This is a genomic window from Vibrio artabrorum (assembly GCF_024347295.1).
GTDB lineage: Bacteria > Pseudomonadota > Gammaproteobacteria > Enterobacterales > Vibrionaceae > Vibrio > Vibrio artabrorum.
The window spans coordinates 1,317,477-1,338,470 of sequence record NZ_AP025459.1 but is presented as its reverse complement, the minus strand read 5'-3'; the positions used below and the strand labels follow the sequence as shown (position 1 = coordinate 1,338,470).

At 43.6% G+C, this 20,994-nt stretch carries 19 protein-coding genes; 7 read left to right on the top strand and 12 right to left on the bottom strand.

Translation table 11 applies throughout. The features are described from left to right. Positions 1-112: 112 nt before the first annotated feature. Complete coding sequence (locus OCU36_RS20015; protein WP_261840214.1) at positions 113-238, bottom strand: hypothetical protein; 126 nt, start codon at positions 236-238, stop codon at positions 113-115. Between the two features lie 247 nt (positions 239-485). On the opposite strand from OCU36_RS20015, the gene OCU36_RS20010 reads away from it, so the two are divergent. Next, positions 486-920: a YccF domain-containing protein gene (locus OCU36_RS20010; RefSeq protein WP_261840213.1), complete on the top strand. Its 435-nt coding sequence runs from the start codon at positions 486-488 to the stop codon at positions 918-920. 122 nt (positions 921-1,042) lie between these two features. On the opposite strand, the gene OCU36_RS20005 is transcribed toward OCU36_RS20010, so the two are convergent. From OCU36_RS20005 to OCU36_RS19995, 3 genes are all read right to left on the bottom strand, one after another. After that, on the bottom strand, positions 1,043-1,966 hold the full coding sequence (locus tag OCU36_RS20005; protein ID WP_261840212.1) for a hypothetical protein: 924 nt from the start codon (positions 1,964-1,966) through the stop codon (positions 1,043-1,045). A 229-nt stretch (positions 1,967-2,195) separates the two neighbouring features. Further along, a complete protein-coding gene (gene yiaY, locus OCU36_RS20000; RefSeq protein ID WP_009845589.1) occupies positions 2,196-3,344 on the bottom strand; it encodes an L-threonine dehydrogenase in 1,149 nt (382 codons plus the stop codon). Between the two features lie 235 nt (positions 3,345-3,579). Continuing rightward, positions 3,580-3,747 carry a hypothetical protein gene (locus OCU36_RS19995; RefSeq protein ID WP_261840211.1) on the bottom strand — a complete coding sequence of 56 codons (168 nt, stop codon included), beginning with the start codon at positions 3,745-3,747 and terminating at the stop codon, positions 3,580-3,582. Between the two features lie 225 nt (positions 3,748-3,972). On the opposite strand from OCU36_RS19995, the gene yjjG reads away from it, so the two are divergent. Both yjjG and yddG read left to right on the top strand, forming a co-directional pair. Next, positions 3,973-4,647, top strand: a complete 675-nt coding sequence (gene yjjG / locus OCU36_RS19990; RefSeq protein ID WP_261840210.1) for a pyrimidine 5'-nucleotidase — start codon at positions 3,973-3,975, stop codon at positions 4,645-4,647. Positions 4,648-4,799: 152 nt separating this feature from the next. Further along, positions 4,800-5,729 carry an aromatic amino acid DMT transporter YddG gene (yddG, locus tag OCU36_RS19985; protein WP_261840209.1) on the top strand — a complete coding sequence of 310 codons (930 nt, stop codon included), beginning with the start codon at positions 4,800-4,802 and terminating at the stop codon, positions 5,727-5,729. A gap of 48 nt (positions 5,730-5,777) precedes the next feature. Here the strand turns inward: yddG and OCU36_RS19980 are convergent, their stop codons facing one another. Together OCU36_RS19980 and OCU36_RS19975 are read right to left on the bottom strand one after the other, a co-directional pair. Further along, complete coding sequence (locus OCU36_RS19980; protein WP_261840208.1) at positions 5,778-6,674, bottom strand: cation diffusion facilitator family transporter; 897 nt, start codon at positions 6,672-6,674, stop codon at positions 5,778-5,780. Positions 6,675-6,906: 232 nt separating this feature from the next. Continuing rightward, complete coding sequence (locus OCU36_RS19975; protein WP_261840207.1) at positions 6,907-7,785, bottom strand: LysR family transcriptional regulator; 879 nt, start codon at positions 7,783-7,785, stop codon at positions 6,907-6,909. Positions 7,786-7,946: 161 nt separating this feature from the next. Here OCU36_RS19975 and OCU36_RS19970 point away from each other — a divergent pair, with 161 nt between their 5' ends. The 3 genes from OCU36_RS19970 to OCU36_RS19960 all read left to right on the top strand — a co-directional run bounded on the left by OCU36_RS19970 (position 7,947) and on the right by OCU36_RS19960 (position 11,390). Then, positions 7,947-8,546 carry a class I SAM-dependent DNA methyltransferase gene (locus OCU36_RS19970; protein ID WP_261840759.1) on the top strand — a complete coding sequence of 200 codons (600 nt, stop codon included), beginning with the start codon at positions 7,947-7,949 and terminating at the stop codon, positions 8,544-8,546. A 321-nt stretch (positions 8,547-8,867) separates the two neighbouring features. Further along, positions 8,868-10,433: a YjjI family glycine radical enzyme gene (locus OCU36_RS19965; RefSeq protein ID WP_261840206.1), complete on the top strand. Its 1,566-nt coding sequence runs from the start codon at positions 8,868-8,870 to the stop codon at positions 10,431-10,433. A 42-nt stretch (positions 10,434-10,475) separates the two neighbouring features. Continuing rightward, entirely contained in the window at positions 10,476-11,390 is a 915-nt protein-coding gene (locus tag OCU36_RS19960; RefSeq protein ID WP_261840758.1) for a YjjW family glycine radical enzyme activase, read from the top strand. A gap of 91 nt (positions 11,391-11,481) precedes the next feature. Here the strand turns inward: OCU36_RS19960 and OCU36_RS19955 are convergent, their stop codons facing one another. From OCU36_RS19955 to yccS, 5 genes are all read right to left on the bottom strand, one after another. Continuing rightward, positions 11,482-12,402 (bottom strand): LysR family transcriptional regulator, encoded by a 921-nt coding sequence (locus OCU36_RS19955; protein WP_261840205.1) that lies wholly within the window; start codon positions 12,400-12,402, stop codon positions 11,482-11,484. A 53-nt stretch (positions 12,403-12,455) separates the two neighbouring features. Next, a complete protein-coding gene (locus OCU36_RS19950; protein WP_261840204.1) occupies positions 12,456-13,715 on the bottom strand; it encodes a hydroxymethylglutaryl-CoA reductase in 1,260 nt (419 codons plus the stop codon). A 183-nt stretch (positions 13,716-13,898) separates the two neighbouring features. Further along, positions 13,899-14,219 (bottom strand): hypothetical protein, encoded by a 321-nt coding sequence (locus tag OCU36_RS19945; RefSeq protein WP_261840203.1) that lies wholly within the window; start codon positions 14,217-14,219, stop codon positions 13,899-13,901. A gap of 137 nt (positions 14,220-14,356) precedes the next feature. Continuing rightward, positions 14,357-14,542, bottom strand: coding sequence for a hypothetical protein (locus tag OCU36_RS19940; RefSeq protein ID WP_261840202.1), 186 nt, complete (start codon positions 14,540-14,542; stop codon positions 14,357-14,359). 325 nt (positions 14,543-14,867) lie between these two features. Further along, positions 14,868-17,054 (bottom strand): YccS family putative transporter, encoded by a 2,187-nt coding sequence (gene yccS, locus OCU36_RS19935; protein ID WP_261840201.1) that lies wholly within the window; start codon positions 17,052-17,054, stop codon positions 14,868-14,870. A 177-nt stretch (positions 17,055-17,231) separates the two neighbouring features. On the opposite strand from yccS, the gene helD reads away from it, so the two are divergent. Beyond that, complete coding sequence (gene helD / locus OCU36_RS19930) at positions 17,232-19,307, top strand: DNA helicase IV (RefSeq protein WP_261840200.1); 2,076 nt, start codon at positions 17,232-17,234, stop codon at positions 19,305-19,307. Positions 19,308-19,363: 56 nt separating this feature from the next. On the opposite strand, the gene OCU36_RS19925 is transcribed toward helD, so the two are convergent. Then, positions 19,364-20,341 carry an integron integrase gene (locus OCU36_RS19925; RefSeq protein ID WP_261840199.1) on the bottom strand — a complete coding sequence of 326 codons (978 nt, stop codon included), beginning with the start codon at positions 20,339-20,341 and terminating at the stop codon, positions 19,364-19,366. Positions 20,342-20,994 lie beyond the last annotated feature (653 nt).

Sequence of the window (20,994 nt, the reverse complement as noted above, 5' to 3'; positions counted from 1 at the left end):
AAGAGTTGAGTTGATTAAAGAATAGTTAACTGCAGAAAAGCGGATCTAATGGCAATGGATACAGGAAATAGGTCCGGTATCCACTTTAGACCAATCTATGTAACAGGCTCTGTTACATATATTGGTTGATGTAGACGTCAACTAAAAACATGAATACCGGTACCGTACTGATAAGGCCGAAGAAGACGATTGGCACCCAGTTTTTCATTGTCTTTTTAGGTTGCTCGGTGTTGTTCATAAATTCGGCCTTAAATAAGTGATTGTGTCTGTTTAGCTTTGTGGTGTTAAAAACCTAATTGTATGGTATCAAATAAATGGGTTGAGCCCTATGCAGATATAGAGAACCGTGGCGTGTATCAATCACATAAAGTGTAAGTGATTCATAAACGGTTCATAAAGGTTCAACAATAATGGACCTTTATGAACAAGCATTGCTTTATTCGGCATATCAAATAAACAGCACTCAATGAGTTGGAGAATACAGAATGAAAACAATCGGAAACATCATTTGGTTTCTGTTCGGTGGCGTATTTATGGGACTGGCGTGGTGGTTTTTCGGATTGATCGCATTCCTAACCATCGTGGGTATCCCATGGGGGCGAGCGTGTTTTGTTATGGGTAGCTTCTCATTCTTCCCATTTGGTCAGGAAGCGATTTCGCGTGACGAGCTGACCAATGAAATGGATATCGGCACAGGCCCGCTGGGTATGATTGGTAATGTTATTTGGTTCTTTTTGGCGGGGATCTGGCTTGCGATTGGTCATATCATGTCAGCCGTGGCGTGTTTCATTACTATCATCGGTATTCCGTTTGCGATTCAACATCTTAAATTAGCGCTTATCTCGTTGGCGCCAATCGGTAAAACGGTTGTCGACAAACGTGAAGCAGAAGCAGCACGAGTAAGAAATTACAAAGGCTAAGATGACACTCTCAGCTTAGATTAAACTGAAAAAGCACATCGTATGATGTGCTTTTTTGTGTTCCTATCTTATGATGCTCATTTTAGAAAGCGAACTAAACGTTGTTGAGTGACATCGTTGAGTTACACATTATTGAACAGGACTTCAAGCCGAAAGGTGATGTTGGCTTCTTCAGTATGTTTTTTATTCGGTTCTCGTTCCCATTGATAACGAGGAATGAGCTCGTAGAACAGCCACTCTTTCCAGACGTTTTGTCGGTAGGTCACCGAAACCTGAGCGTATTCGTAATGATTATAAGGCTTATCCGTTGCATTGATCGTGGCGCTATATTGAAGCGCTTGGTCTTGAGCAAGATAATGATATAAGGTGAATCCCGTACCATAGCTCCAGCCATCAAGATCGTCATTGTACCCGGCAAAACTTGACCAACGAACTAAGAAATCATCACTGAGTGATAGGTCAAAGTCGATATCGGTGATTTCTCCAGTCTCTTGTTTCTCTTGATATATGCGTTGGGTAAGCCTGAATACCGCATCGGTTGTGAGAGGGTAGGTAAAACGATAGCGAGCTTCGATGCGTGGACGCAATGTCACCTTAATATTGAAGCTGCTGTAGCCTTTAGCATAGGCGTCGTAACGTAGGCCAAGTGCACTCTCTAGTTCTTCTGAATCTTGTGGAAAGAAATCCAAGAACTCTTCATCGCTGACAGATTCGTAGATTAACTTAAGCCGTTTGCTGACAAAAGGAAGATGCAAACGAGCATTGAGCTTGGTCGAGTAGTCAATCTCACCACCTTCAGAATACGTAAAATCGTTATACCAACGCACAGACGTTCCTGCTCTGGCATCTTCAGTAATGCGTTCATCCACAAAGAAGCTATCAAACCACAATGCGGGCTGGCAAAACTTACGGTTTAGGAAGTGGTAGGCTTTTTCGATAGGGGCGTCTTCTAACGCTTGGCTGTGACACGCATTTTTTTCCTCTGCCTGAACGGAGTATGAAAGGAGTGACGTTAATAATGAGTAGTTCGCTATCCTAAGACTCAATGGAACCTGTTTGTCATTTTATATATCAATAGGTTAACTATAATCAAGCGATTGCAATAATGCGACTTTTTTAGTGATTAGTGATTAGTGATTAGTGACGAGGGAAAGGTTTGGAAAGGATGGGACGGCCAAAAAAACGGACTCAGAAAATGAGCCCGTTTGTATTTAGGTTGATTTGTTTCTAGAACAGCCTTTAACCAAGAGAGGCTAATAGAGCCCCGTCTCTAGATTACATTGCCGCTTCGAAGATCGCTGAAATTTCTTCGTGTGTCGCTTGTTTAGGGTTAGTGAACCCACACGCATCTTTCAGTGCGTTATCAGACAGCGTTGGGATGTCTTCAAGTTTTGCCCCAAGCTGTGCAATGCCTGTTGGGATGTTGACATCGTTTGCAAGTTGAACAATCGCGTTGATCGCTGCTTCCGCGCCTTGCTCTGCTGTCATGCCTTCCACATTCACCCCCATTGCTTTTGCTACATCACGTAGACGCTCTGGGCAAACTTGCGCGTTGTAACGTTGAACGTGTGGTAGCAAGATAGCGTTACATACACCGTGTGGGAGGTCGTAGAAGCCACCTAGTTGGTGTGCCATTGCGTGAACGTAGCCTAGTGAAGCATTATTGAACGCCATACCCGCCATGAATTGTGCGTAAGCCATTTGCTCACGAGCTTCAATGTCTTCTCCGTGCGCTACCGCAGTTCTTAGGTGCGCTTGTACAAGCTCGATGGCTTTAATTGCCACTGCGTCTGTAATTGGCGTTGCTGCGATAGAAACGTAAGCTTCGATTGCATGCGTTAATGCGTCCATACCTGTAGCGGCTGTTAATGATGCCGGTTTAGCCAGCATTAACTCAGGATCGTTGACAGAGATAAGCGGTGTTGTGTGCTTATCAACAATTGCCATTTTGATGTGGCGAGCTTCGTCAGTGATGATGCAGAAACGTGTCATTTCCGATGCGGTGCCTGCTGTGGTGTTGATAGCAATCAAAGGCATCATTGGTTTCTCAGACTGATCGACGCCTTCGTAATCAGCAATCTTTCCGCCGTTAGAAGCAACCAGAGCAATGCCTTTCGCACAGTCATGTGGAGAACCGCCACCAAGAGAAACAACAAAATCACAATCGTTGTCGGTCAGCAATTCAAGGCCATCGTTCACATTAGTGATGGTTGGGTTTGGTTGGGTACCGTCGAAGACAACGGCGTCTACGCCTCGCTGACTAAGAAGATCTTGTACCTGCTTAACTACGCCAATTTGATTCAGGATCTTATCGGTAACGATCAAACCTTTTTTGAATCCTTGAGATTGGATGCTATCAGCCGCATCTTTCAGACAGCCAGTGCCCATGAAGTTGATTGTAGGGATGTAAAATGCAGTAGACATTGGAGAGCTCCGTTAGTAATGATTTTTTATTTGCTACATGGTGTCGATACTCAAGGGGTTGACTATTGATCTAGAACAACTTTGATTCTGAACGGATACTTTGTCGCGAGTCGTTGTGATAAGGCTCATATAGCAATCGTTTCCCTAGTTTTTAGTGTATTTTTGTCATCAATAAATAATGATAAATAGACTCAATCAGAAGAATAATGGTGAACGATAACAATGAAAAATAAGCTTATTTACTGACAACGTGTTCAATGTCAGCTTGTGGTGCATTTTTCTCTGAGTCCTCACTGCATTCAATTTGTGGCTCTTCATTATCAAGCGTGTCCTCTGGTTCATCGTCATAGTATTTGACAAGAAAAGGGGTAAGCATGACTGACGAGGGTAAAAAGTGCTTCATAGTACCTCCTGGTACCTAAGTGTATTTCTTGTATGGTATTGGTTTAATATGTGGCAACATTTGCGATATATCATGACTTGCTACTTGTTTTCTATAAATGATTAGATTTATATACAAGCTCACAAAATTGAGGGTAAAGTGATGCCACGGCCTTTTAGGCCGCGATAAAAACAACGAAAAAAATAGTGTAGGCACGGCTCAACAGTGCGAATAATAGGACATAAAATGAAGTACGATTGGATATTCTTTGATGCAGATGAAACCTTGTTCCATTTTGATGCTTATCAGGGAATGAAGTTGATGTTTTCTCGTTTTGGTGTGGACTTCAGCGAACAGGATTATTCAGCTTATCAGAAGGTGAACTTACCACTTTGGGTTGATTATCAAGATGGTCGTATTACCGCAGACCAACTGAAGCACACGCGCTTTGAAAATTGGGCTGAAAAGTTAGAGACAACGACGACGGCTTTAAACAGTGCATTTTTAATGGCGATGGCGGATATCTGTTCTTTATTACCGGGGGCACAAGAGTTGATGGAGTCTTTAAAAGGCAAAGTGAACATGGGCATCATCACGAACGGTTTTACAGAGCTGCAGTCAATCCGGTTAGAGCGCACAGGAATGACCGATTACTTTGATCATGTGATCATTTCTGAAGAGGTTGGGGTCGCTAAGCCTGATGCCCAGATTTTTGAATATGCGCATAAGCTGGTTGGATTGCCATCGAAACAAAGAATATTGATGGTCGGGGACAACCCACATTCCGATATTTTAGGCGGACTCGATTTTGGCATCGAAACTTGCTGGTTAAACAGTCAAGAAAAGGCAACGCCAGAGGGGATCTCTCCTCACTATCAAGTAAAGTCTTTGGCTGACTTGCAAGCGCTGCTACTGGCTTAGTTAATAGTTAAGTGTCACTAGCGAATACGTAATAGCAAACGGTTGATTTGGCCCGTTTGCTATTGATGGCCGAGTACGAAAATGTACTCGGCCAATTATTTTTAACTTGGTTTAACCATAGAGTGATCATCAAAACAGATAAAGGAAAAGACGTGCTGAAATCTCATCGTTATAGCTGCTACGGTATTATCGCCATTTTACTCTGGAGCTGCTTGATTGCTCTGTCTCGTAGTGTCTCAGAACAGCTAGGTCCAATTGGTGGGGCTGCCAGCCTTTACACGGTGAGTTCGTTGTTGTTGGTTTGTGTTATGGGGCTACCTAAGCTTTCACGCTTTTCTAAGTCTTACTTGCTGATTGGCGGCGCCTTGTTCGTTTGTTATGAGATTTTCCTGGCTCTGGCTTTGGGAATGGCGAACAGCCGACATCAAGCCATAGAGATGGCAGTAATCAACTATCTATGGCCGGCACTGACGGTGTTGTTTGCGGTGTTGCTGAGCGACAAGAAGATTAACTGGTTGGTTTATCCAAGTATCTTTTTGGCATTCTTTGGTGTGGCTTGGAGCATCAGTGGTGATCAAGGTCTATCTGTTGATCAAATTGCTGCCAACATTGCGACGAACCCTAAAACCTATTCGATGGCGTTTTTTGGTTCGATTATTTGGGCTGTTTACTGTAACTACACCCAGCGCGTTGCTAAAGGGCAGAATGCGATTGTGCTTTTCTTTATCGCTACGGCGATCACTCTGTGGATTAAATACGCATTGAGTGATGAAACCGGCATGGTGATGACAACGAGTGCGGCGATTGACTTAGCGTTGGCTGGGGCCTGTATGGGGGCTGGTTATGCACTTTGGAACACGGCGATTCTTGGTGGCAACATGGTGTTTTTGGCAACCATGTCGTATTTCACACCAATCTTTTCGACTGTGCTCTCTTCTTTAATTTTGGGTTTAACATTGAACATCGCTTTTTGGCAGGGCGTATGTATGGTAACCGTTGGCTCGCTGGCTTGCTGGTGGGTAACAAGAGAAAAGCCGACAGCAAAGGTGTCGGCTTCTGAAGAGGTGTTATCTCAAACTTAATCTGGTTTTAGGTTACGCTTATTTTAGAGCGCCAGTTCAGACGTAAAGCTAGCTTGCGACATTAAGATTCAATTGAAGATCATACGGCATCTTCGATAGGCGTCGCTTAAGTTGGCGGCGCGTACGTTCAATATCATCGACCGCAATCGCATCTTGGTCGTTGGTATGAATATCAACGTTGATTCTTAGCTCAGGGCCAACCTTAGTTACCCCCATTAACTCCAAATCTTGATCCGCTTCTTTGTCTACGGCGATAACGTTCTTATCTACCGCATCACAAATATCTTTGGTCGCCGACATCATCAGCAATTCGCGCATTGCTTCACGTAACATGTCGACAGGCACTTTGATGAAGTAGAAAGACATTAACAACATCATCATTGGATCAGCATACACCGCGTATTCAGCAAACGGAGAGTAAGTCACCACCCAAGCCACAACAAAACCTGCTGTTACCGCCACACTTAATAGAGTGTCCATCTGCCACTGTTTAGATTCAGCTTGAATCAAACCAGAAGAAATACGTTTACTTTTATTGGTGATGTACCACCAAGCGTAACCACACCCCAATACGTTGAAAAGGCCAAATAGAGTCGCGACCGAAGCATCAACTTCACGGCCACCCGTCATTAGAGCCCCAATGGCTGAGTAAAGCGAGTAACCGACTACAAGCAAAATCACAACGGCTTTAATGGCAATAACAATCGGTTCAATGATTGCTCGACCAAACGGGAATGCCGTATCTGAAGGGCGGTTAATGTACTTAGAGGCTGCGAGTGACAATAAAGTTAACAGTAAGCTGATAAGAGAGTAAACACCGTCAAATACAATGACCAGAGAGCCAACGAGCAGACCCAATACCAATCCGCCAATAGCGAAGCCTGATGCTAAAAGGGCTGAGAATAATAATACTCGGTTTTCGTTTTGGCTTTTCCTGTCACACATAAAATTTTCCAGATGTTTTTGATAACTTCATTGTTCTAATATTGAACGGATTTTACAAACTTTATCTGAATGGTTTTACGGGTTATAAAGATGACTTGTTATTAATCTAATGAAATTCAATTAGTTAAGATTAAATTTAGGTGTCAATATAGTTGACGATGAGTGTTTTCAAGAGGAGGCCGCCTGTTTGATCTATTGGTGTGGAAGGACAAATCGGGGTCAAAAAAACATTTTAGAAATCAAACAAGTAATCGCTGATTTGATCCGCTAACCAATTCATACCTGGGTGTTCTGCCATACCTGCTGCGGTAAACATACAGTAATCTTCTTGTGTTAGACCGTATGTGTGCTTAATCACTGCCAATTCCTGCTCGCGCAGTAAGTGGCGAATCAATGGCTCAGGCATTACGCCCCATGCATCTTCTCGTAGGATAGTATCCAACATAAAATCGAAGCTAGAGAAGCCGATGTATCGGCGAGAGAAGGGCTCAAGTTCTGGATTATCTTTTTCATTAAGATAAACCATAGTTGCTTGCATCGAATTTCGCAGTACTTCATCCGACACTCGTCGCATCGCACTCAAATCATGCCCTTTTTTACATACCGACATCATTCGAATCTTACCAAGTGGGTTATAGATAATTCTTGGGTCATCGACACGTTCGTAATCGACGCCAAAGGCGAAATCGACTTGTTGAGTTTCAACCAAGTTGGCGAGATCGCCACTGGACGCTAAGACAAAGTTGAAAGAAGTTGAAGGGTATTTGTTGTTTAGGGCGTGAGATAAACTTTGCCACATTTCATCGGGGAGTGAGTCATCGCGTGCAATCCAAATCTCGGCGTTGAACTCACCCGAAACATGTAAACAGGTTTGCTTAATGCGCGCTGCCGTCACCAACATGCCTTCACAGTCCTTGTAAATGGCTTTTCCCGCCTCAGACAGTTCAACATGGTTGCCACTGCGAACAAACAACTCGACATTCAACTCCTTTTCCAAAGCTTTGATCGACATGCTCAGTTTGGTTCGGTTGCATTCAAGTTGTCGAGCGGCTTCAGAGACAGATCCTAAATCAGCAACAGAACAAAAGGCTTGGACTTGAGAAAGGTTCATTTCATTTCCATATTGAACAGGAGTGGAACATATTATCTGAATATTGTGCTGACTATCTTAGAAATAGTCCATCTTTGCATGATAACTCTATGACGAATTGACGAATTTGGTTTACTCTGGGGACAGTTCCGAACCTACAAGAAGTAAAGATGGAGGCCATGATGGCGAAACAATGGGACGAGTACGCACCGGATTGGGATAAAGATCCCGCGACCGCAGTATTTGCACAGTCCACATTTGACCAGTTAACACAGCTCGTTGATTTGAATGGAACCCGTGTCCTTGATTTTGGTTGTGGTACAGGGTTACTCAGCCAGAAAATCGCTCCCTTAGCAAAAGAGATCATTGCTCTTGATATCTCAGAAGGGATGATTGAAGAGTTGGATAAGAAAGAGTTAGCGAACGTTGAACCGGTTGTTGATATTCTATCGCGCGGGCTCGCAGCGCAGCATCCAGCATTCAGAAACCAGTTTGATTTAGTTGTCGCCTCTTCGGTGTGTGGTTTCATCCCTAACCTACAAGACACCGTCAGTCTGATTTACACCTTGCTGGAAAACGATGGTATTTTTGTGCACTGGGATTGGTACCTAGACAGTGACGGTGAAGATTATGGCATTAGTCTACAGCGCTCTGAAAATGTATTGAGTGCAGCCGGTTTCTCGATTGTTGAAGTCTCGACACCGTTTTCGATTGACACGCCACAAGGTGCGTTAAAGGTATTAATGGGTGTCGGTCGTAAACAAGTGCTTCCTGATCTGTAGGCGACTCGAGGGTTTCTCACTCTTTGCTGATACCAATACAGACAATAAAACCCACATCAACGGTTTAGAGCCAGTGATGTGGGTTTTTTATTCTTACCGGTTTGTGCTGCATATAGGGCGGCTTGGTCTGTGTTGTCTCAGTTCATCTATCCTTACGTTTTTAATTTTCTATTGCTTAACGTCAGCTTTCGATAAGCCAATAATCACGAGTGGATTTACAGGTTATTTCCATTTGGGAAATACAGTCTTGAATACATTTCATTAGTGGAAATGTAAGTGTGAGCGATAAAATAAATCCATAATAATATTAAGGGTTTTATCATGAGCCACCAGTCTGTGTCATCTACGCCAGTACCTCTTTCAGAGCAACAACAACGTTTTCGCCATATCATTTCAGATAGCAAACTGTCTCCAAAGCAGAAGTCGAGCTATCTTGCCTTAGAAGCTGAAGCCAGCCTGCCGTATATGCCGGTAAGCAAAGAAGTCGAGCAAGCCTTACAACAAGGTGTGTTGTGTGACATGTTTGAAGGGCATGCCCCATTTAAGCCGCGCTATGTACTTCCAGATTATTCTAAATACTTACATCAAGGCTCAGAGTATTTAGAGCTTAGCGCGGCAACCAACTTCGATGAAGCATTGAACATGCTCACCATCCTTTACCACCATGTTCCTTCTGTCACTTCCATTCCAGTTTACCTAGGTCAGTTGGATGATGTGTTGATGCCTTTCGTGGGCGACTTAACGGAAGATCAGGTATACCAAAAGATTAAGCTGTTCTGGATCATGTTGGATCGCACACTGCCAGATGCGTTCATGCACGTAAACATCGGGCCGACAGACAACATTGTCTGTCGTACGATTTTGCGTGTCGATGCGGAACTGAAACAGATCGCGCCAAACTTAACCTTTATGTACGACCCAACCGTGACCCCTGATGATCTACTTCGTCATGCGGCGAGCAACATCTGCGAATGCAGTAAACCACATATCGCGAACTATCCGGCACATGCCAAGGCATACGGCGACAAGCGTTTTGGTATTGTGAGCTGCTATAACTCTCTGCCGTTAGCCGGTGGTTCAAACACCTTAGTGCGTATGAATCTCAAGCAAGTGGCGTTGAAATCAGAGAGTAGTGCGGATTTCTTACAGCATGTGTTGCCGAACTACAGTGCTATCATGATCGAATTAATGAACGCACGTAGTCGTTTTTTACATGAAAAGTCTCACTTTTTTGAAGGCTTCTTAACCAAAGAAGGGCTGATTCAAGAAGATCGGTTCGCACCAATGTTTGGCATTTATGGCATGGCGGAAGCAGTCAACATCTTGATGGAGAAAGAGGGCCTAGCAGGGCGCTATGGTCACGATGAACAGGCGAATCAACTCGGTCACCGTATCTCTGAAAAGCTGGCGGAGATCGTGGAAAGCTCTGAAGTGAAATATGGGCTGGAAGGTAAAGCTCTGTTGCACGCTCAAGGCGGTATTAGTTTAGATGAAGATGTGACTCCAGGTGTCCGTATTCCTTATGGCACCGAACCGGATCCTGTCTCTTATGTTCGTGCGACTGCGGGTCACCATAAGTTCTACACCTCGGGTATCAGTGACATTCTAACCATCGACGAGACAGTGAAATCAAATCCAGAAGCGATGTTCAACTTGTGTAAAGGTGCGATTCAAGCGGGTTATCGAGAGTTCACGGCTAACGTGGCATCAAACGATTTGGTTCGTGTGACGGGTTACATGATTAAGCTGTCTGATATTGCCAAGTATGACGAGCAAGGCTCACGCACCAATACCACCTTTTTAGGTGCTGAAGCTGCGAAGAATACGGGCATATTAGAGCGTAAACCACGTGTGGCGAGCTTAGAGATGTCACCGACGTACCAATAGCACCCTGATCTAACGGATCCCCATAACCAAACAATACGAATGATGAAAATTTCTGATCTAACAACTCAAATGGCTAGGGTTAAAAATAATAAGACAGAAAAACAAGCGAAGGTCAGCCGTGTGCTGACCTTTTCTTGTGTTGATGGCCCGGGAAACCGCTTGGTGCTGTTTCTTCAGGGCTGCAATTTTGACTGTATTACCTGTCACAACCCCCACACCATCAACCACTGTAACCATTGTGGTGACTGTGTTAGCGTCTGTCCGAGCCGTGCTTTAAGCATGGTTGATGGCAACGTGAAGTGGGCCCCAGTAGCCTGCACCCACTGCGACCATTGCATTGATATCTGCGACCATAAGTCGAGCCCGAAAATGACCTCAATGACGGTCTCGGAGGTGCTTGAACTCGTCAGGCATAATCAGTTTTTCTTGAGTGGTATTACCGTTTCTGGCGGTGAAGCGACGATGCAACTGCCGTTTATCATCGAGTTATTCAAAGCGATAAAAAGCGATGTTCAGTTGTCGCACTTAACGTGCTTTATCGATAGTAATGGTTCGCTGTCACTGCAAGGGTGGGACAAGGTGTTGCCTTATCTCGATGGTGCGATGATTGACTTAAAATCATGGCAATCGGAAACGCATCAATGGTTAGTGGGCAGAGGCAACCATCGGGTGTTTAAAACCATTGACTACCTTGCAGATAAAGGAAAACTGCACGAAGTTAGGTTGCTGCATATCCCCAATAAAAGCGACCTTGAGGACGAAATTGAACAGGTGGGGCGTTACTTGAAGGCGCTACCACGTGATGTTCGAATTCGGCTGAATGCATTTCAACACCATGGTGTGATTGGAGAGGCTTTAGAGTGGCCGAAATGCACAGAACAACAGGTGCAGAGCTTTTACGATAAGCTCTACGCTATTGTACAAAGGCCGATGCAAACTCCGGAGGTCTATATCTAATAATTTCTTTTCAAAATAGAGCCTTTCTAAAACTCGCCTCGTTCGCTAACTCTGCTGCAACAAAGTCGAGGCGTCTAAAAACATTCAGCCTCTAAAAACACTCAGCTTCTAAAAACAAGTCACACAACCATTTGATCGCTTGGTCATTCATATTGGGCTTGTTCCACACCAAGCTATACGCCACCTTACCGTAATCAAAAGGCAGTGGTTTACTGACCAACCCTTGTGCTTGCTTAGCATGCTCAGCCCACTGTTTAGAGCAAGTGAACAGGAAAGGCGTATGGTGGCACAACACAGCCGCAGCGCCAAAGTCCGCGACCGATATCGCCATCTCTCTTGGCTTATGATATTGAACTAAGTTTTGCTCAAAGTAAGGCTGAGACAGTTCGTTATCTAAAATCCCAATGTGTTTATAATCTAAATAGCCTTCCACCGACAGTTCTTGCTGCGCAAGAGGGTGATGCGCGTTCATTAAACAAACCATTTCATCGGTAAGAATGGTTTCCCAAACCAACTCTTTATCGTCCGTTGGTGGCTGCGAAATATCATGGGGCAGCAAGATTAAATTGACCTGGCCACTGAGTAAAGCATCGAAGCCGAGCTGCTGTTTCGAATAGATGTTGAACTTCGCTTTTGGTGCCAGTCTAGTCGTGATTTTACTTATCTTCGACGCGAACACCTCAAAGGTACTTTCACGCATCGAAAGAGAAAAGCTGCCTTGGTATTCTTGAGGGGTAAAACTTTTCTGATGAAGCAACCCATTCATGCTGGAAAGGATCGCGTGAACGGTTGGAGCTATCTTCAGAGCAAAGGGAGTCGGGATAAGTTGGGTGCCGTCTCGATAGAAAAGCTCGTCGTTGAGGATGTCACGTAGCTGAGATAATGTTTTGCTTATACTTGAAGGGCTGACAAAGAGTTGTTCTGAGGTTTGAGTGACGCTGTGTGTGTTCAGCATAATATGCAGCGCAGTGAGGTGTTTAAGACTCACTCTTGATAAATGTAAGTAATCCATTCACAACTCACTCAATGCGTGACAACGGTAGGTTTAAGATCTTATAACAGAAATTAGCGCGCTAACTTGTGATGAGCTCGCGAAAAATGACCAGCACAAAACGCGCCAACAATTGATAGTTCACCGGCTAAACATAATGCAGCACAGACTTCAGCTAGGGCTTGTGATTTACCGTTGCCGTGCAGTCCTAGCAAGTCTAGACACGCCTTTTGGCTTGGTAGGCTGGTACCGCCTCCGACTGTCCCTAACATCAAGTTCGGCAGTGTTACGCTCGCGTATAAGCCGCCTTCTTTGTTCAGTTCCATTCGTGTCATACCAATTGCAGATTCAGCCACACACGCTGCGTCTTGGCCACAAGCAATGTAAAGTGCCGCAAGCGCATTTGCATAATGAGCGTTGATACCGATAGTACCACTCAAAGCGCCACCGACGGTGGTCATTTGACCAAACTGGACCATCTTTTCTGGCGTGGTATGTAGGTACTTAGCGACAAGCTCTGCAGAGATATTCACCTCGGCTGTGACCTTTTTACCACGAACGCTACGCAAGGTTTGAGTATTGGCTTTTTTGTCGCCTGACAAGTTGCCATCAAGGAACGCGTGATCGGGTTTGACCGGCGTATTTTCAATGATGTACTCAAAAACAGCGTTGGTCGCAATCGTCACCATATTCTGACCGGACGCGTCTCCGGTTAGAAATTCGAACACCAAATAGACATGATTGCCTTCGATGTTGATATTGATGTCAGTCAGTTTACCGTGTGAAGTGGTAGACTCTGCCAATGTTTTAAACTGGTCGTATTGGGTAACCGCCCAAGCCACAAATTGTCCTGCTTCAACTAAGCCCCGAAATGCGAAACCTGGTGTACGTGTCACGCCTTCATTGAGTAACATCGCACTTGCGCCGCCACAAGCGGTGATCAATGTTGATCCGCGGTTATAAGACGCAACAAGCGCCGCTTCTGTGGTTGCTAACGGAACGAGGTAATCGCCTTTTGCAAATAGGCCATTAACTCTTAAAGGACCGGATATGCCAACAGGAACTTTAACGGTGCCAATAAAATGCTCGATGTTTTTTTCATAGGCTTGCATCTGACTTTGAGTATGGGGATCAAGCAACTGTTGCTGTGATTCTGAATTGTCGAGAGAAGCCCAACGGCGCGATAGATTTTTTTCTGTCAGGTACGGGCTTGGAGTCAGTTTATTGACTGGCTTCTCAAAATGAGGTTGCAGCTTATTTTCTAATTCGTCTGCGGAGATGGCACCTCCTAAAATAGAAACATAGTCACGGCGATGCAGGTTGAGTTTTGGCATAATTACTACGAAGTCAAATTTGTGCGGCAAGAATAGTTTGCGCTGATTCTACCGAGTAATAAACCAGAAACAAGCATCAGATATAATGAGTTACAGTTTGTGGACTTATCGCGACAAAAAGCATCGAGAGTGATTGAAACTATCAGGTTAAGGACATAGAAAAGACGTAAGATCGTGTCTAGATTAGATATGGATATCGAGAATACGACCAATGGCATCGTTTTGACGATTAACGACACTCGCACCAATACGATTATAATTTGCACTTTGTGTCAGTTTTAGCAAGGCTTCACTTGAGGATGGAATAAGTTCAGGTTGTTTGTCTTTTGAAGAAAGAGATTTTTCAGGTGCAATTTGATTAAAACTGAGATCGCTAGCTTGGAAAGTATCGTCGGATTCTAGAGAATGTTGGGAGGCTTGGTTGAGCTCGATTGCGGCTTCTTCAGCCATGTTTGCTGACTGCTGGATAATGGCGTAACCAGGTTGAATACCAGATATCGACATAGCAGAACCTTTTATTGACGTATGAAATGAGTCTAGGCGGGCGATATTTTGAGCGCGATGGTGAACAGATGAAGTCTACGTTGAAAATGTGAACTTAAGCGAAAATGTGAACTTAAGCAAAAATAGTGATCTGCCTATTAACTGAACAGGTCATTTAGCGCGTTTAACTCTTCATCAGTAAGCACGGTACGTTTGTCGCTCTCAAGGTTACCATCTATTTCGCCTTGTAACACTTTCAGTTGCTGCGAATTAAGATGTTGTAACTGTTGTTTAAACTCTTCAAATTGTTGTGTATTCATAATGTGACCTTGGTGCAAATCCATATGCTCAATTGAGCATAGACTATTGGTGCGTGAAATCAAACAATATTCAATGAATAATTCATTGCAATTTGTTACTTCCGAGAACTAATACACTATAAATCGCCTTGCTTGTTTATTGTCCGAAAAGTGTTAGGCGATGTTATGGGGAGGTCAATCCATGTCAGGAATATTATTATAATGTAAAAACCCCCAAGCTATTGCGATATGGGGGTTATGACGGTAGTGCCACTGGTTACGTCGTGTGGTTAGGTGGAAGTGTGAAGATATGCGGTGTTCAATATTTAACCATCGTTCGCTATCTTTTTGTTTTTAATTCATTTGTTTTCTACTCAGAGTGATCGCTTTCAAGCGGTTTGTCTATTTTTACCTTGACCGCGAATTTGGTTGCTAGCGTATGTAACTCGGGAAGCATCCGATAAATCAAATGGAGTTGTTGTAAAACCATTCTGACCGAGCTTTCATCTTCTTCTCGCCACTCATTCAAGCGCTGGTCCAGTTCAGGGTCGTAAGCATTTTTCACTTCGCATTGCTCTTGATGAGAGAACAGTTGCTCATTGAGCGCATCTAAGTGCTCGTGTATGACGCTGTGTGCGTCTAGAACGAGTTTATGTGTCGCTTCATCGTCAATGCGAGTTCTATGCGCTCCCAAGGCCGAAATGTAGCTGAGCATAGCGTGGTTAAGCGTCAAAAATCGAAAACTTTCATCTTCAGAGGTTCGATATTTGCCGGGTTCAACTAACATGCTGCTGATAGCGAGGGTGAGATTAGCGTCGTTATTGTGTGCGTTACGGCGGGCAATACGATAATTTAAGGTGTCCTTTTTCCCGATGCGATATTGGCCAATGATTTGATCCAAATAATTTTTATTGGCATCGAGGGCATCAGCCATGACTTTGTGAAGTCGTTTCGATTGCCAGTCAGGTAATATGTAAATCACCGCTAAAACAGCAAGGGCGCAGCCAATAAAGGTATCGGCCAATCTCGGTAGAACGACCGCATAACCCTCACCAAGTTGATTAAAGCAAAATAAGACCAATAAGGTGATAAAACCAGTAGCGAAACCATAGTTGTTAATGCGTAACGCGAAGAACATCACGCCACTGACAACGATGAATACCAGTTGGCTCTCTTGAGAAGGGAAGAATGTTAATAGCAGAACCCCAATCAACAAGCCAGCGACTGTGCCAATGACTCGAGCGGTCAGCTTTTGTCGAGTGGCACTGTAATTGGGTTGGCACACGAATAAGGTCGTCAATAGGATCCAATAGCCACGTTCGATATCAAAACCTTGAATTATCCCGTAGCCAAGCGTCAGTGTGATTGCCATCCGAGCGGCGTGGCGAAACAACATAGAATCGGTATTCAGGTTCGCTCTGATCTTTTGCCACATGGCTGTTAACGTATGTGGATTGGTATCGTTTAATACACCTTCTTCTAACTTTATGACGTCTGGGTTGCTGATGTTTGATAGCTGCTTTTCAACAGTGGCTAAGTTATTGAAAAGGTAATCTAACTGGTTCAACAACGGTTTCCATTCAGGTTTATTCTTCTGATGAAGGTGAGTGAGGGAGGACATCAGTTCATCAAGAGCTAAAACAGATTTGTCACCGTGTTGATACTCTGCGCCGACTTTAAGTGAACTCGCGACTTCTTTACACGCTGTGGCTTGTGCCTCTAGTAGGTATTTAAAGCGGAATAGCACATCTGAACGTTCGAAGTGCTTGGCCAGTTCTTGATAGCGATAGTGGGTTGAGCTCACTCGTTCATGAATGTCTTGGGCAATAAAGTAGGTATTTAGGAATCTATCACTAGGGCCGTCAATATGCCCTCGTTTAGAGCGGTTAAGCAGTGTTGCTTTACACATGTTGAGTGCATTCACAGTACTTGCGTTTAATTTAGACTCAATAATACGGTGAGGTTGAGGAATAAGGTCTGATACTGGGTAGAATAGCTCGGCCTTGGATTCCATGTAAGTGCCGATCTGATCAAATACCGTAGCAAGGTTTTGCTGGACAGGTTGCATTGGCCATACAATTTGCCAAATCATTGACATAAAGTAGTACCAAGCGGCCCCTGTCAGTAATAGCAATGGCTGAAACCATAGGTTGGTGCTTTCATGAGCACCGAGCATGGTATAGATGGCGACCAGCAGAGAGCCGAATGCAATACTCGCGTATTTAGGCCCAATCGCACCAAGTATAATGAACGAAAATGTTGAGACAAAAAGCCCTAGTGCGAACAACCAAGGTGTATTGAAAAGTAATTCAATAGAAAAGGCCGCGATCGCAAAGCAGATAAACGTAAGACTGAGAGCTTTCAAGCGACCAGTGAAGCTATCGTCGCTTTCTGCTAGCGCGGCTGCGATGATACCTAAAATGAGAGGTGTGATGAGTGTGTTTTGTCCATAGTACCAAGTAGGCACCACAACACCGAGCAGAGTTATGAGGATTAATACACTGTAATTTATGGTTTTATTCGCCCAATAAAGACGTAATTTGGCAGAGAAGTCCACAGTTGCTCACTTAACACACTAAAACCATAATCCTAACAGAAATCAAGCACAACAATTTGATACTTATCCATAATTGCCCTTAAGTGGTCATGAAAGCGTCGATAAGAGATGAGATATTATTAATTATCATTGCATCATGATATAAATTCACTATTCCTAATTAAAGAGCATGCTCCAATGCAGCTAAGCGCTAATAAGACTGCACAGTTTTTTATTCAAAATGAGTATCATCAGGTTGAGCTTGATGGTCCACGTCTACGGTTATCTTCGGTGGGAAGTGAAGAACGCATCCCGTTTACTATTTGGAGTGGCAAGATCGCGATAAAACGTGGCTTGTTTTGGGGATCGTTGCAGTTCTTTGCTCATCAACAAGATGGGAAGCAACGCTGTTGGTTAGTTCAAGGCCTTCCTTGGGCTCAGTGTCGTCAGTTTGCTCGCTCAGCGGTTGCAGCATACCAAAAATGGCATGACACACAGTGTCAACAGCTGGCTGAACATGTCCCTCAGTGGGAAGCCGAACTGACACGTCTAGAGCAACTTCCTGCCTTCTTACCGCATTCTAAGGTCAACGCTTGGGTTGACATGGTTAACTTTGGTTTGGAAAGCATGAACATGAGCTTAGAAGAAGCCGTTCAACGCATGCCAAAGCGTGTCGCGACAATGCAGCAATGGTTATCGGAAACCGAAATCAAGCAAGCGGAACGCAACCTGCAATGGTTAGAGACAGAAAGACAAAACTGGGCGGTATTGTTTGCGCAATGTGAGTCGTCCCCATTGAATTTGTCTCAGCAATACGCCGTTTTGATGAACGACGACCATAACCTGATCCTTGCGGGGGCGGGTTCTGGAAAAACAAGCGTATTGACGGCTCGCGTCTCTTATTTATTGCAAAGTCATCAGGCCCAAGCTGAAGAACTGTTATTGCTCGCATTTGGACGTGAAGCCGCTATCGAAATGAAGCAACGTCTCGACAGCAAAATTGGTTTATCAGCCGACAAAGTCGAAGTCAGTACTTTTCATCAGTTAGGTTTAAAAATACTGAATCAAGTCGAAAGTGAACGGGTTGTTATCTCCCCCCTCGCTTTAGATGACAATCAACGCCAAGCATGGTGTATTGATTGGTTGAAAAAGCACTGGATGACACCAACCAACTTCAAGCGCTGGCAAAAGCACCTGTCCAAATGGCCAATCGCCTATTTAACCGGTGATGACGAGCTTGGCAGCCACGTCTCTAACCTTAAATTGATAGGTTGGCTAGAAAAACAACTTGAGCAGTTGAATGCATCGGGCTTATCAAAAAAAGAAGTACAAGAACGGCTCATCGACCATAAAGACTACACACGTTTGAATAGTGAACTTTCACTGTGTTGGCCATGTGTTACCGCTTGGCAAAAAGCACTAAAAGAAGAGAATCATATCGACTTCTCTATCATGATCAGTCGAGCGACTCAATACGTTGAAAAGGGCAAGTTTATCTCTCCTTGGAAATTTATCATGATCGATGAATACCAAGATATCTCTCCTGATCGCCTTGCTCTGGTTGAAGCATTGTGTAACCAGTCGAAAGCCGACCACCAAGCCTCTATCTTTGCAGTAGGTGATGATTGGCAATCTATCTACCAGTTTGCAGGGGCAGATGTTGATTTAACCACGGGGTTTAAATCGCGTTTTAAGAGTTCAACAATTCACCACTTGGATACGACTTACCGATTTAATAATCAGTTAGGTGCTGTTGCGAACCGATTTGTACAGGAAAACCCAATTCAATTGCCCAAAGAACTAAACAGCTTTAAGCAACAGAAACAAAAGGCCGTCTACAGTGCGCCAAGCAAAGAAGTCGAAAAAATCCTTGATCAATTAAACCGACAATCCAAAGGCAAAACCAATAAGTCTGTATTGCTGCTGGGCCGTAATCATTACCACAAACCAGAATTACTGGAAGAATGGAAAAAAATCTATACCTCAATCGATATCAATTTCATGACTTGTCACGCCAGTAAGGGCAAAGAAGCCGATTTTGTGATTATTCTTTGTGTGGATGAAGGTCAGTTCCCTGCGAAGAAGAAGCAACTGCACATCGATGGTGCATTAACAGAATCGTCAGATGAGTTTCCTTATGCTGAAGAACGACGTTTATTCTATGTCGCTATGACACGCGCGAAAGAGAAAGTATGGGTTACACATAGCGGCGATGGCTCGGGTTTTGTACAAGAGCTTCATGGCTCTGATTATCCAGTGGTCCGTAAAAAGTAATGGTAAGACGGCTTATTTAAAATGAAATTGTCACTCACAGCATACAAGGGGAACACTCATTTACTTTGAAATATTCTTGATAGGGGGCTAACAACGCCATTAGCCCCTCGATCAATGATGTGAGTATAAATTTGTGTCGTTTTTAAATCAGAGTGTCCAAGTTGTTCTTGAACCGTTCTAATATCAGCGCCGCTTTGAAGAAGATGTGTCGCAAATGAATGCCTTAAAGTGTGGCATGAGATATTTTTTTCAATATTCGCTTTTTGAGCCGCTATCTTAATGTGCTTTTGTAGCGCCGTCGGATGAATATGATGTCTACGTAATTCACCTGTTTTTACATCGATAGACAAACGAGGGGATGGAAAGAGAAATTGCCAATTTGAGCTTTTTTCTGCGTTTGGATATTTTTTTGCGAGTGCGTCGGGCATGTGCACACCTGAAAATGCGTCATCATGTATATCTTGCTGGTAATAGTTTACGGACCTCTGTTGCTGCTGTTTAATGCTGGAAAAAAGCTCCGGAGCGATGGTTACCAAGCGGTTTTTGCCCCCCTTTCCTTGCCATACACGTACAGATTTATATTCAAAGTCGATATCTTGTATTCGCAAGCGTACACACTCCATTAAACGCAGACCTGATCCATACATTAATTGATACGGCAGCTTGTAGTTGATCGAACAGTGGCTAAAGAGTCGGCTTATTTCTTCTTGAGTCATCACTGTTGGCAATTTTCGAGACTTGTCTGAACGCCGAAATTGCATGTCGAGATCGACCGGTTCTTGGATGATCTCTTTGTATAGAAAAACCAACGCATTGAGCGCAAGGCTTTGTGTTTTCTTTGCTGACTTTTTATTAACAACCAAGTGTGTCAAGAAGTCTTCAACATGTCTCGATGTTAAGCTTTTGGGGTGCTTTTTATCATGATACAAAATATATTGATGAATCCAATATATATAAGATTTTGTTGTACGAAGAGCATAGTGCCTACCAAGCATATACTCTTGTATATAAGATAAAAAAGGTGAATTTTTCATTTCGGCCTTAACTGTTTATACATACATGGTTTGCAGTTTGGCACATTGATTCAGGCTATATGGAAAAATTCATCATTTTGGGATGAAGGCAGTGAGACTTAGCACTTAAGTTACTGTTATTTTACATAAATACGGGGTATGGTTAACGTAATTAAGATACTAGATAGATGAATTCTATATTTAAATATAGAAATTTACCGTCTAATAGCTGTTAGTTTGCAAAGGGCAGAAAAGCGTTTTGGTCTAAAAGCTGGGTTCTTCGTTCTAGCTATACACCTGTTATTTCCCAAAGACTTTTCATCGAAATAGGCATCTCGCGTAGCCTGTTTTTCGGTTAATTAGCTTCTGTGTTACTCATTTCTTCCGTGTTAGTAAGGTTCATTTCTCAATGTTCTTGCGCGCTGCTTCTTTGGTTTTGAAAGTTAAGTGTGAGCATTGAAAATTGCATTTGCGGTTGTCGGCATCTATGAAAGTCTTCTTAGCCAAGCTCGTTTTGTTGTGTGAATTTGATATTCGTAGTTTTCAATTTTACATCTGCGTTCAAAGCCAGTAGTTTGGTTGTCAATTCAGCACCTTGGCGCTAAACCTTGGGTTTATCGCGGTAGCAAACTAACAAAACGCTTAAGACGGACTAACAAACGCTTGGCATTTTT